General features: G+C 65.4%; 13 protein-coding genes. 3 read left to right on the top strand and 10 right to left on the bottom strand.

The features are described from left to right. Positions 1–3 precede the first annotated feature (3 nt). The 5 genes from E3227_RS02805 to E3227_RS02825 all read right to left on the bottom strand — a co-directional run bounded on the left by E3227_RS02805 (position 4) and on the right by E3227_RS02825 (position 3,321). The gene (locus E3227_RS02805; RefSeq protein ID WP_003855542.1) at positions 4–105 is read right to left on the bottom strand and encodes a 30S ribosomal protein bS22; all 102 of its coding nucleotides are present in this window, start codon (positions 103–105) and stop codon (positions 4–6) included. Positions 106–353: 248 nt separating this feature from the next. Continuing rightward, positions 354–545 (bottom strand): helix-turn-helix domain-containing protein, encoded by a 192-nt coding sequence (locus tag E3227_RS02810; RefSeq protein WP_136648862.1) that lies wholly within the window; start codon positions 543–545, stop codon positions 354–356. Between the two features lie 178 nt (positions 546–723). Beyond that, positions 724–1,533, bottom strand: coding sequence for a pyrroline-5-carboxylate reductase (gene proC, locus E3227_RS02815; RefSeq protein ID WP_170228686.1), 810 nt, complete (start codon positions 1,531–1,533; stop codon positions 724–726). A 97-nt stretch (positions 1,534–1,630) separates the two neighbouring features. Beyond that, positions 1,631–2,377, bottom strand: coding sequence for a hypothetical protein (locus E3227_RS02820; protein WP_144317471.1), 747 nt, complete (start codon positions 2,375–2,377; stop codon positions 1,631–1,633). After that, the gene (locus E3227_RS02825; RefSeq protein ID WP_144317472.1) at positions 2,377–3,321 is read right to left on the bottom strand and encodes a Ppx/GppA family phosphatase; all 945 of its coding nucleotides are present in this window, start codon (positions 3,319–3,321) and stop codon (positions 2,377–2,379) included. Before E3227_RS02825 ends, E3227_RS02820 begins: the two co-directional genes overlap by 1 nt. A 12-nt stretch (positions 3,322–3,333) precedes the next feature. On the opposite strand from E3227_RS02825, the gene E3227_RS02830 reads away from it, so the two are divergent. Next, a complete protein-coding gene (locus E3227_RS02830) occupies positions 3,334–4,218 on the top strand; it encodes a DUF3109 family protein (protein WP_136648858.1) in 885 nt (294 codons plus the stop codon). On the opposite strand, the gene E3227_RS02835 is transcribed toward E3227_RS02830, so the two are convergent. Genes E3227_RS02835 through E3227_RS02855 form a run of 5 tightly spaced genes read right to left on the bottom strand, consistent with a single transcriptional unit; the run spans position 4,215 to position 9,251 of the window. Next, on the bottom strand, positions 4,215–4,907 hold the full coding sequence (locus E3227_RS02835; protein ID WP_136648857.1) for a response regulator transcription factor: 693 nt from the start codon (positions 4,905–4,907) through the stop codon (positions 4,215–4,217). The genes E3227_RS02830 and E3227_RS02835 overlap by 4 nt on opposite strands. Continuing rightward, on the bottom strand, positions 4,904–6,166 hold the full coding sequence (locus tag E3227_RS02840; RefSeq protein ID WP_136648856.1) for a sensor histidine kinase: 1,263 nt from the start codon (positions 6,164–6,166) through the stop codon (positions 4,904–4,906). The genes E3227_RS02835 and E3227_RS02840 overlap by 4 nt, the downstream gene beginning before the upstream one ends. A 7-nt stretch (positions 6,167–6,173) precedes the next feature. Beyond that, a complete protein-coding gene (locus E3227_RS02845) occupies positions 6,174–6,923 on the bottom strand; it encodes a phosphoglyceromutase (protein WP_136648855.1) in 750 nt (249 codons plus the stop codon). A 41-nt stretch (positions 6,924–6,964) separates the two neighbouring features. Further along, positions 6,965–8,230 carry a D-inositol-3-phosphate glycosyltransferase gene (gene mshA, locus E3227_RS02850; RefSeq protein WP_144317473.1) on the bottom strand — a complete coding sequence of 422 codons (1,266 nt, stop codon included), beginning with the start codon at positions 8,228–8,230 and terminating at the stop codon, positions 6,965–6,967. 28 nt (positions 8,231–8,258) lie between these two features. Then, the gene (locus tag E3227_RS02855) at positions 8,259–9,251 is read right to left on the bottom strand and encodes a MinD/ParA family ATP-binding protein (protein ID WP_144317474.1); all 993 of its coding nucleotides are present in this window, start codon (positions 9,249–9,251) and stop codon (positions 8,259–8,261) included. Positions 9,252–9,446: 195 nt separating this feature from the next. Between E3227_RS02855 and E3227_RS02860 the strand changes: the two genes are divergently transcribed. After that, the gene (locus E3227_RS02860) at positions 9,447–11,168 is read left to right on the top strand and encodes a long-chain-fatty-acid--CoA ligase (protein ID WP_144317475.1); all 1,722 of its coding nucleotides are present in this window, start codon (positions 9,447–9,449) and stop codon (positions 11,166–11,168) included. A 133-nt stretch (positions 11,169–11,301) separates the two neighbouring features. Next, positions 11,302–13,005 carry a long-chain-fatty-acid--CoA ligase gene (locus E3227_RS02865; protein ID WP_136648851.1) on the top strand — a complete coding sequence of 568 codons (1,704 nt, stop codon included), beginning with the start codon at positions 11,302–11,304 and terminating at the stop codon, positions 13,003–13,005. The last annotated feature ends 14 nt before the right edge of the window (positions 13,006–13,019 follow it).

Consider the following 13,019-nt stretch of genomic DNA (forward strand, 5'->3'; position numbering starts at 1 on the left):
TGTTTACTTGCCGAGCTTACGACGCTGAACGCGCGTGCGGCGCAGCATCTTGCGGTGCTTCTTCTTCGACATGCGCTTGCGGCGCTTCTTGATAACTGAACCCATGTGGTTTCCTCGTTTCCTAGTTGTATGTACATACCTGCCGGCGGGCGTAGGTCGCAGCGAATGGGGTGTTGATCACACGCGGGGCCCTTTTCACGAGGTGCACTCTCGTAAAGGGCCAACATGAACCCACGCGCACGCTGGCACGAATGCCTACCAGCATACAGCCGGGCGCTTATGCCACCAAAAAGGCTTCGGCACCCACCCGCACAGGTGCGAGGAGGGTGCCGAAGCGGGGGGTGGTAGGGCCGTTAACCGACGTTATAGACCGAGGAGTCGAGATACTCGGTAACAGCGTTCTCGTTGACGCGGAATGAGCGTCCCACCCGCACAGCGGGCAGGTCGCCAGCGTGTACCAGGCGGTACACCGTCATCTTGGAGACACGCATGATGTCGGCAACCTCAGCAACAGTGAGGAACTTACCCTTTTCTTCGTTAGCCATAATTTATTTACCCTTCAGCACGGTCGCGCTGTAGGCTTCCCCTCCCACAGGACGATCACGCACGTGCTCTAACTAGACTAGCGTGAACCGAGGGCAAGGTGCGACTTAAGCGCACAGAATGTTCCCAAGTTTTCGTAGTTAATCCAAAGACACGGTTGTGATTCCTGGGGCTAGAAGGCTATTGGCCCAGTTCAGCCGAGCGCTTCGCCGCTGCTTCCGTGGCGCGGTACAGCGCACCACGCACCCCCGATTCCTCCAACTCGCGGATCGCCATAGCCGTCGTGCCCGCCGGTGAGGAGACGTCGTAACGCAACTGCGCCGGGGTCTTTCCGCCCAGCAGCATCTCGCCGGCGCCCGAGGCGGTGGCCACGGCGAGCTCCCGGGCGACATCGCGCGGCAACCCCAGCGACACCCCGGCGTCGATCAATGCCTCGGTGAAGTAGTAGAAGTAGGCCGGCCCGGAGCCCGAGACGGCCGTAGCGGCGTCGATAAGCTTCTCCGGCACCTCGACGACGTGCCCGGTCACAGCCAGCGCCTCGAGTACTTGGGCGCGCTTATCCTCGTCGACGTAGCGCCCGCTCGCCGCGACGTGAACGCCTTTACCCACCAGCATGGGGGTGTTCGGCATGACGCGCACCAAGGGGGTGCCGGCGGCGGAGACGGCGCTTTCCATCGAGGCGAGCGTGATGCCCGCGGCCATCGACACCACCGCGGTGGATTCGTCGTGGCGGGCGATCGTGTCGCTAATCTCCTCGAGCACCTCGAGGATCTGGCCCGGCTTGACGCACAAAAAGCAGATGCTGGCGTCCGTCACGGCCTCGGAGTTGTCACTGCCCGTGATGATTCCGTAGCGCTCAGCGAGCTGCGCAGAGCGCTCCGGCGAGCGGTTGGTCGCGAAGATTGACGTGGGCTCCACCCCGGCGACGACAAGCCCGGCGATGAGCGCCTCCCCGATGTTGCCGCCGCCGATGACGGCGATCTTGCCCAGCTGCTCTACCTGGGCGTGGGCGGAAGTGTCGTGTGCGTTCTTTGCTGTATCCACGGCACCCACGATGCCACAACCCCGTGGGCGCCCGCAGCCGCGGTTACAGGCCGCTGATCAACCCAGGGCCGAGCGTGACGACGAGCGCAGCCAGGCCAGCCAGCGTCATCGTCAGCCCGTCCTTGCCGGTGCGCATCGCGCGCACACCAAACACCACGGCCGCGGTGACCACCAGCGCCAGGATGAGGGCGACCGCCAGCGGCAGGTTCGCCCACACCCACTGGAAGGCGATGAAACCGAGCACGCCCGCGATCAGGCCCAAAAAGACGAACAGAACGAGCATGATCGGGTTGACCGCGGCCTCGGCCTCAGCCTCCGCCTCCGGGAGGAACTCGGGCTGCTCAGCGTAGACGGACTCGTCGTAAACGGGCGCAGGTGCGGGGGCGGGGGCATCCGCGACGACCGTGATCTCGCCGGTGACCTCGGCGGGCTCCTGCGCCGAGCGCTCGAACTTCGACCATGTGGTGGTAGTAGTCGCAGCGGCCGCGGGTTTCGGCTCCACCTCCACCTTCTTGATAACGGTGGTCTCGGACGCGTCCACGGGTTCCGGCTCAACTGCTTCGATGGGCTTGACCGGTTCCGGCTCAACCGGGTCGATGGGCACGCTGGAGTGCTTCGACTCCACAGGGCGCGCCTCGACCTTGCGCAGGGAGCCAGTGAGCTCAGCAACCGACACGCCGCCTTCGTCGAGGCTGCGGCGGCGGCGCCGGCGCGGCTGTTCGGCGCCCGGGTTTTCTTTCTGGGCTCGCGAGAGAAGCTCCGCGACAGTGAGCTGAGAGTCGTCAGACATTAGCTCTCTCCTTCGTAGTTCGGTCCCTGGTCGATCCATCGCAGGATCACGCCTTCGCGCAACGCCCACGGGCAGATTTCCAACTTATCAATATTTAAGGCTCTCATTGCGGCTTCCGCCACTAACGCGCCCGCAACGATCTGGTGGGAGCGGTCCGCGTTGATGCCTTCGAGCTCCGCGCGGTCCGCCGCCGTCATGCGTGAGATGAAGGCGATGAGCTGGCGCAGACCCGGCGCGGTGAGCGTGCGCTTGACAAAAGGCCCAGCTGAGGACGGTGCGGCGCCGGTCAGGCGCGCGAGCGTGCGTAGCGTCTTCGACGTGCCCACGGCCAACCCGCTGCCCCCGAGCGTCCGGAACTGCTCGGCGGGCGCGGCGAGCTCGGCGTCGATGAAGTCGCGCAGGAGGTTGATCTTCTTGCGCTCCGGCGGGTCGGTGTCGAACCACTGGTGCGTCAGCCTGCCCGCGCCGAGATCCAGGGAGACGGCAAGGTCGGGGGTTTCCTCGGTGCCGGTCGACATTTCCAGCGAGCCGCCGCCAATGTCGATGTTGGTGATCCGGCCAGCGGACCAGCCGTGCCAGCGGCGCGCGGCGAGAAACGTCAGGCGCGCCTCCTCCTCGCCCGTGAGGATCCGCAGGTCCACGCCGGTTTTTTTCTCTACGCGGCGCAGCACGTCGTCGGAGTTGGTGGCGGAGCGAATGGCGGAGGTGGCGAACGCGAGGAACTCCTCGCACTTCAGGTTCGTCGAGAGGTCTTTCGCCTCCTGCACAGCGCTCACGAGCTTATCGACGCCCCTGTCCTCGATCGCCCCGTCCTTATCGAGGAGCTCAACGAGCCGCAGGGGCTGCTTCCAATCGCTCATCGGAGTCGGGCGCCCGCCACTGTGGGCATCGACCGCCACGAGGTGGACGGTATTGCTGCCTACATCTAATACACCTAGTCGCACACACCCAGAGTAATGGGTCTACGGTACTCAAGTGTGAATCAACCAACCCGAAGCCCCGTTTATCTCGGTTTTCCCGCCTCCTCCCCCGCCGGGAAGTCCATCCTCGCGGGGCGCGAGGTTGCCCCGGATTTCCCCCGCGAGTGGTTCGAGTTCACCAACCCGGACGACCCGAAGCATCTAATCGTGGTCGATCTCACCTGGCTGGAATCGACGTGGAGCTGCCGGTTCGGCACCCCGGAGTGCCACGGCATCGACGAGAGCTTCCCGGTGGTCGGTTGCTGCATCCACGGCGCCTACCTCTCCGACGAGTCCGACCGCGACGACCTCTACAACGCCGTCGCCAAAATGCCCGCCAAGTACTGGCAGCTGCGCCCCCACGATGTCGACTCCTACATCGAGGCCGCCGACCCGGTAGTGCTCGAGCCGTGGCTGGAGTGGGACGACGATGAGGACGAACCGGGCCTGAAAACGACGCGCGTGGACGGTGCCTGCATCTTTGCCAACCGCGCCGACGCCGAGACGGGCCCGGGCTGCGCGCTGCACCAGTGGGCGCTAGCGGAGGGCTGCAACATCGTCGGCTCCAAGCCCGAGGTGTGCTGGCAGGTGCCGTTGTCGCGCGAGGACGAGTGGGTCGAACGTTCCGACGGCGAGCAGGTGCTGCGCACCACCATCGGCGAATACGACCGGCGCCAGTGGGGCGGAGGGGGCGAGGACTTCGACTGGTGGTGCACGGGCGCGCCCAACACCCACACCCCGGGCGCAACGCCCGTGTGGCGTTCTATGCGGGACGAGCTAACTGCGCTGATCGGGGCGGCGGCGTACGGGGTCGTCGAGAAGCATTGCGCTGCTCGCGCCGCATTGCCTGACGACGCCAAAGCGACGCACCCGGCGGGCTAAGCCTCGAACTTGTAGCCCAAACCGCGCACGGTGACCAGCTGGGTGGGGCGCGAGGGCGCGGCCTCAATCTTGGTGCGCAGGCGCTTGACGTGGACATCGAGGGTCTTGGTGTCGCCCACGTAGTCAGCGCCCCAGATGCGCTCGATGAGCTGGCCGCGGGTGAGGACGCGGCCGGCGTTGCGCATCAGGTACTCCAGTAGGTCGAACTCCTTGAGCGGCATGGAGACCGGCTCGCCGTCAACGAACACGGTGTGGCGCGTGACGTCCATCCTCACGCGGCCGCCCTCGAGGATGCGCTCGTCTGCCTCGAGCTCCTCGACCGCCACCTCAGGCCCGCGGCGCAGCACGGCGCGGATCCGGGCGATGAGCTCGCGGCTGGAGTAGGGCTTGGTCACGTAGTCGTCGGCGCCGAGCTCCAGGCCGACGACCTTGTCGATCTCGGAGTCGCGGGCGGTGACCATGATGATCGGCACCGCGGAGGTCGCGCGGATCTTCTTGCACACGTCGGTTCCGCTCATCCCGGGCAGCATGAGGTCAAGCAGAACCAAATCGACGCTGTTGCTGTCGAACTCGCTCAGCGCGCTCTGCCCATCCGGGGCCACGATCGCCTCAAACCCCTCCTTGCGCAGCAGGTAGGCCAACGGGTCGGCCAAGGATTCTTCGTCTTCAACGATGAGAATCGTCGTCATTGCTTCTCCCTTTCCTTACGGCGCGTCGCAACCCGGGTGACCGCCTGCTTCAAACCCGGCTGGGGCTCGGCAGACTGCGCGCCGGGCTGCTCCGTCTCCCGATCGGCCAGAGTGACCTGAGCCTCGGGGGTGTATATCGGCAGCTCAATGGTGAACGTGGATCCCGTTTCGGGCCTCGACCATAACTTGATGTTACCGCCATGATTGGCCACGACGTGCTTGACGATGGCCAAACCCAAACCCGTGCCTCCCGTCGAGCGCGAGCGCGCCCTGTCCACGCGGTAAAACCTCTCGAAAACGCGCTTCTGGTCCTCGGGCGCAATCCCGATGCCGCGGTCGGTGACGCGGATCAAAATCACCGAGTCCCGCACCACTTTCTGGGTGATGGTCACCGGCTGGTTGTTTGGCGAATAGTTAATCGCGTTGGACACCAGGTTCGACACCGCGGCGGTGAGCAGCGCCCGGTCCCCCATCACCTTGATGCCGGTGTGGCCGGAGCGGGTCAGCTCGATTTCCCTGTTGTCCGCGGTGACCTGGTTGCGCTGGATCGCGTCGTCGATGACGTCGTCGACACGCACGGGCGTTAACTCGGGCAGCGCCTCGGCGCCCTGGAGCTTGGACAGGCTGATCAGGTCGGTGATCATGTCACCCATGCGGTGGGATTCCTTGAGCAGCTTCTCGCCGAAGTACGTCACCATCTCCGGGTCACCCGGGTCTTGCAGCAGCGCCTGGGCCAGCAGGGAGACTCCACCGACCGGGGTTTTCAGCTCGTGCGAGACGTTGGCCACGAAGTCGCGGCGCGCGGACTCCATGCGCACGTTCTCGGACTCATCGGTGCCGTAGACGATGACGAAGGAGGTGTCCGTCAGCGTCAGCGGTTTCACCACGGCGCGCACGCTGCGCACGAGGCTGCCTGTGGCGCGTTTCGGCAGGTCGAGGTCAATCGTGCGGGTCTCTAGGTCCTCGAAGACCTCGCGCGCCGTCTCCATTACCCGCGGGTTGACCGTGCGGCTGTGCACGATGGACATCTCGTGCGCGCGCGGGTTGGACAAAATCACCCGGCCCGCACGGTTGACCACCAAGAACCCGGTCGTGGAGCCTTGGATGGCCAAGTGCAGGACCTTGCTCATGGTGCTGACGTTGTTATCTTCGTCCTCGGGCTTTGACGCGGTCTTCGCGCGCCGCTCAATCCAATAGACAAGCAGCAGCACCACGGCGGCGGCGAGCGCCCCGAGGACGAACGCTAAGGCGGGTGACAAGTCGCGGTTACTTCTGGTTGCCCTGGCTTGCCACAGCCGCAGCACCTTCGGCGGCTGCCTCCGGGTCGAGGTACGTGCCGCCCGGGTTGAGTACCGCGCCGCGGGAGCCGATCTCGTAGACCAGCGGCATGCCGGTCGGGATGTTCAGGCCCGCGATGTCCTCGTCCGAGATGTTGTCCAGGTGCTTGACCAGCGCGCGCAGGGAGTTGCCGTGAGCGGCGACCATGACGTTCTTGCCCTGCAGAACCTCTGGCAAGATAACGTCCTCGTAGAACGGCAAGAAGCGCTCCACGACGTCCTTGAGGCACTCGGTGCGCGGCACCTGCGGCAAAAAGGCGTAGCGCGGGTCGTTGGCCTGGGAGAACTCGTTGTCGTCGGCAAGCTCCGGCGGCGGGGTGTCGTAGGAGCGGCGCCACGTCATGAACTGCTCCTCGCCGAACTCCTCGCGGATCTCGGCCTTGTTCAGGCCCTGCAGCTTGCCGTAATGGCGCTCATTGAGGCGCCAGTTGCGCTCGACGGGGATCCAGTGGCGGTCAGCGGCGTTAAGCGCGATGTTCGCGGTGCGGATCGCGCGGCGCAGCAGCGAGGTGAACACGATGTCGGGGAGGATGCCCTTGTCCACGAGAAGCTGGCCCGCGTTGGCCGCCTCCTGCTCACCCTGTTCGGTCAGGTCAACGTCGACCCAGCCGGTGAATTGGTTGGACTTGTTCCATGTGCTTTGTCCGTGCCGTAGGAGAATCAGCTTTCCGTTGCTCATGCGTCTAGCATGCCACGAAAATCGGCCCCCTGTTGCCGTGATTAGCCGCCAAACGGCGCCCTCGGCGCACCACCCGGGACGAACTCGGCGAGCGTGTCCTCGTAGACCCGGCTCAGACTTCGCGCCGAGGCTGCCCAGCTGAAGCGGCGCGCGTGGCCCACCGCGGCCGCGCCCATCTCGATGCGCCGGGCGTCGTCGTTAAGCAGCTGGCCAAGCGCGTCGGCCCACGCCTCGGTGCCGTGCCCGTCGACAAGCAGCCCTGTCTCGCCCTCGGCGATGGCCAGCGGGAGCCCGCCGACGCGGGCCGCGACCACGGGGGTGCCCGTCGACTGCGCTTCGACGGCGACCAGGCCGAAGGACTCGTTGTAGCTGGGCACCGCGACGATGTCGGCCGCCTGGTAGATCGCCACCAGCTCCTCCGGGGGCCGCGGGCCCAGGAAGCGCACCCGACGCGCGATGTTTTCCTCGCGGGCGAGCGCGCGGTAGCGCTCCACGCTCGCATCGCTTCCCGACGCCCCACCGCAGATAATGACGTGCACGTCGCGCGCCGGGTCGCGGCGCGCCATCTCCCCTACCGCGCGGATCAGCACCTGGGGGCCCTTGAAATCCTGCAGCCTGCCAACGAACGCGACGACCTTGGCGTGTAGCGGGATGCCCAGCTGGCGCCGCGCCAGCTCCGTGTTGCGGTTCGACCCGGGGGTAAAAAGCTCCGTGTCGGCGCCGGGGGTGACCACGGCGATCTTCGCCGGGTCGACGTCGTAGTGCCGCGCCAACTCCGCGATCTCGTCCGGGGTGTTGACCACCACGGTGTTCGCGTTGTCCACGAGCTGCTGCTCGCAGATGCGGCGCGCCTCGCCCTCGGGCTCGGCGTCCGGGGAGCGGTGCGCGTTTTTCACCGCCGCCCACGTGTGCCCCGTGTGGACCAGGGGCACCCGCGCGAGGTCGGCCATGAGCCACCCCACCTGGCCGGAGAGCCAGTAGTGCGAGTGGATCAGGTCGTAGGACAGGTCGTACGTGCGGGAGAACTGCAGGATCCCGCCGGCAAAGGCGGCGAGCTGGGTGGGCAGATCCTCCTTCGCCAACCCCTCGTAAGGCCCGGCGACGATGTTGATCACGCGCAGACCCTCGCTGACCTCGACGATTTCGCCCCGGCTGGGCCGGGTCGCCCGTGTGAAGATGTCCACTTCGAGGCCGCCGCGCACGAGCTCGCGCGCGATGTTGAGAACGTAGACGTTCATGCCGCCAGCGTCCCCGGTGCCCGGTTGCTCGAGCGGGGAGGTGTGCATGGAGATCATCGCGACGCGCATGCAGCCCAATTCTAGAGGCGCTTTTGGTCTAGTAGGCAGCGTGGCGGTGCCAGGAGTCGAAGTCGGCGGCGACCTCCGCTGCCAGCAGCCGGTAGGCCTGCACCGTTTTCGGGTGGAGACGGTCAAGCTCGACCACGGCGCCCTCCGCCAAATGGCGGTCGTAGGGGATGACGTGCACGGCGCGGGTGCGCGACGCGAAGTGCTCCGCGAGCTGGTAAATGTCAATAGTAGGTCTACCTGGAGCATTGGTCGAGACAACCACCACCGCATTGGCGGCGAGCTGGTCGTGGCCGTGCAGGCTCAGCCAGTCCAGCGTGGCCGCCGCGGACTGCGCGCCATCGAGCGCCGGCGAGGTCACCAAGATCAGCGAGTTGGCCAGGTCGAGCACGCCCGCCATGGCGGAGTGCATCAGCCCGGTGCCGCAGTCGGTCAGGATGACGTTATAGTGGTGCTGCAGGATGTCCACGGCTCGGCGGTAGTCGGCCTCGCTAAACGCCTCGCTGACTGCCGGGTCGCGCTCGGAGCCAATGACTTCGAGGCGCGAGGTCGCCTGGTGCGTAAATGCCCGCACCTGCGCGTAGCGCGATGTGTCGCGCGCGGCGAGCAGGTCGCGGATCGTCGCTGGGGTGGGCACCGCGGCGCGCTGAGCCAGGGTGCCCAGGTCCGGGTTGGCGTCGATGGCGATCACCCGGTCGCCACGCAGCTGGGCGAACACTGCCCCGAGTACCACGGTGGTGGTTGTCTTGCCCACCCCGCCTTTCAGCGACATCACGGCGATGCGGTAATCGCCGCGCAACGGGGCGCGGATGGCGTCGATAAGCTGCTGCTCCTGCAACTCCTTGCGGGAGCCGCCTGGGTTGATCCGCCCACCGGAGGCGGTGTGGAGCATGCGCCGCCAACCGCGCTGTGGCGGCGCGGTGACCGGGTTGAGAAGCGTTGATTGGTCGAGTCCCGGCGGCGGCAAAAGCTCCTGGTTGGCCTGGTTAAACCTGTGCTCGCCATAGCGCGCGGCATCGTGCATGACAGTTCCCCCTGTAAATGTGTGCACCCCTCTTCCCACATTTTTTACCGCATTTTGAGCGGCTCGCAAGGCGAAGCATCGCCGGGTGGGGGGCTAGAGGTCACCTTTCGCGCAAATTGTGATGCGGGCCACCGCATTTTCCCTATACTAATAAACAACCCATCAATGCCGACCGAAAACCCGAAGGAGTCTCTTATGGGCGCATTCGAAGAAAAGGCGTGGTTGAAACACTACGCACCCTGGACACCGCACGAGGTTGAGCTTGGCGAGGATACCCTTGTTGACGTCTACGAACGCAACCTGGCCAAGCACTCGAACCGCACGGCGACCTGGTTCTTCGAAAAGACCATGACGTACGCGGACCTCAACGAGCAGGTCCTCAAGGCCGCGGCTGGCCTGCAGGAGCTGGGTGTGAAGAAGGGCGACTGCGTCGCGCTCGTCATGCCCAACTGCCCGCAGCACATCATCGCCTTTAGCGCCGTGATGCGCCTCGGCGCGACCGTCGTGGAGCACAACCCGCTCTACACCGCCTCCGAGCTTCTCCCCCAGTTCCAGGACCACGGCGCGAAGATCGCCATTGTCTGGGACAAGGTTGCGCCGACGATCTCGAAGCTGCGCAAGGACTCCCCGCTGTCCACCATCGTCTCGGTCAACATGATCGACGAGATGGCGCTGAAGTACCGCATCGCCCTCTCACTGCCGCTGCCGAAGGCCAAGGAGCTGCGCGAGCGGCTCACCGGCGACGCCCCAGCGACGATGCCGTGGTCGTCCCTGCTGATTGACAAGCCCTTTGAGGCTCCGGAGGAGATTACGCAGGATGACACCGTCCTGATCCTCTACACCTCGGGCACCACCGGCCCGCCGAAGGGCGCCCAGCTCACCCACGGCAACCTGAACTCAATGCTCAAGTCCGGCCTCGTGTGGGTCAAGGACCTGGGCAAGGAGCAGGAGAAGATCATGACGATCCTCCCGCTGTTCCACGTCTACGGCCTGGCCCTGACCATGGGCCTCGCCATCGGCACCGGTGCCGAGCTGATCCTGGTGCCGGCCCCGGAGCCGCCGCTGATCGCCATGGCGATGAAGAAAAACCCGCCGACGTTCTTCCCGGGCGTGCCCACCCTCTACGAGAAGATCGCGGAGGCGGCGCTGAACAACGACAAGACGTACCCGACGATCCGCAACTCCTTCTCTGGTGCGTCGACGCTGCCGGAATCGACGATTGAGAAGTGGGAGAGCATCACGGGCGGCCGCCTCGTCGAGGGCTACGGCCTGACCGAGACCTCCCCGATCCTGACCGCCAACCCGATGGACGGCAACCACCGCCCGGGCTACATCGGCCTGCCGTTCCCGAACACCGAGATCCGCATCGCCAACCCGGACAACTTGGACGAGACCATGCCGGACGGCGAGCCGGGCGAGCTGCTGGCCCGCGGACCGCAGGTGTTCAAGGGCTACCTGAACAAGCCGGAGGCGACCGAGGACGCGTTCCACGACGGCTTCTTCCGCACCGGTGACATGGGCGTGATGGAGGAGGACGGCTTCATTCGCCTGGTCTCCCGCATCAAGGAAATGATCATCAACGGCGGCTTCAACATCTACCCGGATGAGGTGGAGCAGGTGATGAAGGAGCACCCCGACATCGATGACATCGCCGTCGTCGGACGCCCGCGCAAGGACGGTTCCGAGGACGTGGTGGCGTGTGTGACCCTGCGCGAGGGCGCCGTCATCGAGTCGGATGCGCTGCGCGAATACGCCCGCGAGCGCCTCACCGCGTACAAGGTGCCGCGCACCTTCTACCACTTCGAGGAGCTCGCCCGCGATATGACGGGCAAGATCCGCCGCCGCGAGGTTCAGGAAACCCTCATTGAGATGCTCGAAGAGGGCGACGGCACCAAGGTCGGCGAGGAAAAGAGCTAGCTCGCTTAACCACGTACAAAAGATATGTCGCGGATTTCCTACACACGCCCCACACTGAGCTTGTAAGATGTACCGGAGACCTTAGGTAGAATGAACTAATCAACGGCAACGACATACAAGGAGCGCGCTCGCTATGGGAGCTTTTGAAAACAAGGCCTGGCTGCAGCACTACGCGGAGTGGACCGACCGCCAGCTGCCTTACGGAGATGACACTCTCGTCTCCCGTTTCAACGACGCGGTAGCAAAGCACCGCAACAAGAAGTTCACGTGGTTTATGGGCAAGGAGCTCACCTACGGCGAGGTCGAAGACCAGGTCCGCCGCGTCGCCACCGGACTCAGCGGCCTCGGCGTCAAGCAGGGCGACCGCGTGGCCATCGCTCTGCCGAACTGCCCGCAGCACGTCGTTTCCATTCTCGCGGTGCACAGCCTCGGGGCAACGGTTGTCCAGCACAATCCGCTCTACACCGCCTACGAGCTCAAGGATCAGTTCGACGACCACGGTGCGAAGGTCGTCATCGCGTGGGACAAGGCCACGCCGGTGTACAAGGAGCTGGCGCGCACGACCCAGCTTGAAAAGGTCATCACCGTCAACATGATCGACGCCATGCCGTGGCACCTGCGCACGGTGCTCAGCCTTCCTTTGGGCTCGATCAAGAAGAAGCGCGAGGAGCTGACCGGCCCGGCCGAGGGCACCATCCCGTTCGCGCAGCTTCTGAGCAACGAGCCGAAGCGCGCGGACGTGCGCGTCACCCAGGATGACATCGCGTTCATCCTCTACACCTCCGGCACCACGGGGGCGCCGAAGGGCGCGCCGCTAACGCACGGCAACATCAACGCCAACGTCGCCGCGGGCCTGGAGTGGTTCGGCAACTTCGGCGAGCAGGACGAGCGCATCTTCGCCGTGCTCCCGCTGTTCCACGTCTACGGCCTGACGCTCAACTTCGCCATCGGTTTCGCGGTGGGCGCGCAGTCCATTCTCGTGCCCGCGCCGAAGCCGGAGCTGATGTTCTCCGCGATCGAGAAGACGAAGCCGACCATGCTGCCGGGCGTGCCGACGCTCTACGAACGCATCTCCGACTGGGCCATCGACAACAACAAGGACATCACATCCATCCGCTACTCCTTCTCGGGCGCGGCGACGCTGCCCACCGCCACGCTGGAGAAGTGGGAGAAGGTCACCGGCGGCCGTTTGGTGGAGGGCTACGGCCTGACGGAGACCGCGCCGATTCTCACAGCCAACCCGCTCGACGGCAACCGCCGGCCCGGCTACATCGGCGTGCCCTTCCCCGACACCGAAATCCGCATCGCCAACCCGGATAACCCCGACGAGACCATGCCGGACGGCGAGCCGGGCGAGCTTTTGGCCCGCGGCCCCCAGGTCTTCTCCGGCTACCTGAACAAGCCGGAAGCCAACGAAAAGGCCTTCCACAACGGCTTCTTCCGTACCGGCGACATGGGCGTGATGGAGGAAGACGGGTTTATCCGCCTGGTTGCCCGCATCAAGGAGATGATCATCACCGGCGGCTTCAACGTCTACCCCGACGAGGTGGAGCAGGTGCTCAAGCACCACCCGGACATCGACGACATCGCGATCGTCGGCCGCCCGCGCCCCGACGGTTCCGAGGACGTCGTCGCCTGCGTCACCCTGCACGAGGGTGCGCCACTGGACCCGGATAGTCTCCAGTCGTACGCGCGCGAGCGCCTCACCCCGTACAAGGTGCCGCGCACCTTCTACCACTTCGAGGACCTAAACCGCGATCAGACGGGCAAGATCCGCCGCAAGCATGTGCAGAAGACCCTGCTGCAAATGCTGGAGGAGGGCACCGCGAAGCACTAAGCTACGGGGCGGTA

The sequence above is a fragment of the Corynebacterium sanguinis genome, assembly GCF_007641235.1.
Classification (GTDB): Bacteria; Actinomycetota; Actinomycetes; order Mycobacteriales; family Mycobacteriaceae; genus Corynebacterium; species Corynebacterium sanguinis.

Coding starts and splice junctions, on each gene's coding strand:
- E3227_RS02830 (WP_136648858.1), top strand. CDS start 3,334: ATGGGTCTACGGTACTCAAGTGTGAATCAACCAACCCGAAGCCCCGTT.
- E3227_RS02855 (WP_144317474.1), bottom strand. CDS start 9,251: ATGCACGATGCCGCGCGCTATGGCGAGCACAGGTTTAACCAGGCCAAC.
- E3227_RS02860 (WP_144317475.1), top strand. CDS start 9,447: ATGGGCGCATTCGAAGAAAAGGCGTGGTTGAAACACTACGCACCCTGG.
- E3227_RS02835 (WP_136648857.1), bottom strand. CDS start 4,907: ATGACGACGATTCTCATCGTTGAAGACGAAGAATCCTTGGCCGACCCG.
- E3227_RS02845 (WP_136648855.1), bottom strand. CDS start 6,923: ATGAGCAACGGAAAGCTGATTCTCCTACGGCACGGACAAAGCACATGG.
- E3227_RS02820 (WP_144317471.1), bottom strand. CDS start 2,377: ATGTCTGACGACTCTCAGCTCACTGTCGCGGAGCTTCTCTCGCGAGCC.
- E3227_RS02805 (WP_003855542.1), bottom strand. CDS start 105: ATGGGTTCAGTTATCAAGAAGCGCCGCAAGCGCATGTCGAAGAAGAAG.
- mshA (WP_144317473.1), bottom strand. CDS start 8,230: ATGCGCGTCGCGATGATCTCCATGCACACCTCCCCGCTCGAGCAACCG.
- E3227_RS02810 (WP_136648862.1), bottom strand. CDS start 545: ATGGCTAACGAAGAAAAGGGTAAGTTCCTCACTGTTGCTGAGGTTGCC.
- E3227_RS02865 (WP_136648851.1), top strand. CDS start 11,302: ATGGGAGCTTTTGAAAACAAGGCCTGGCTGCAGCACTACGCGGAGTGG.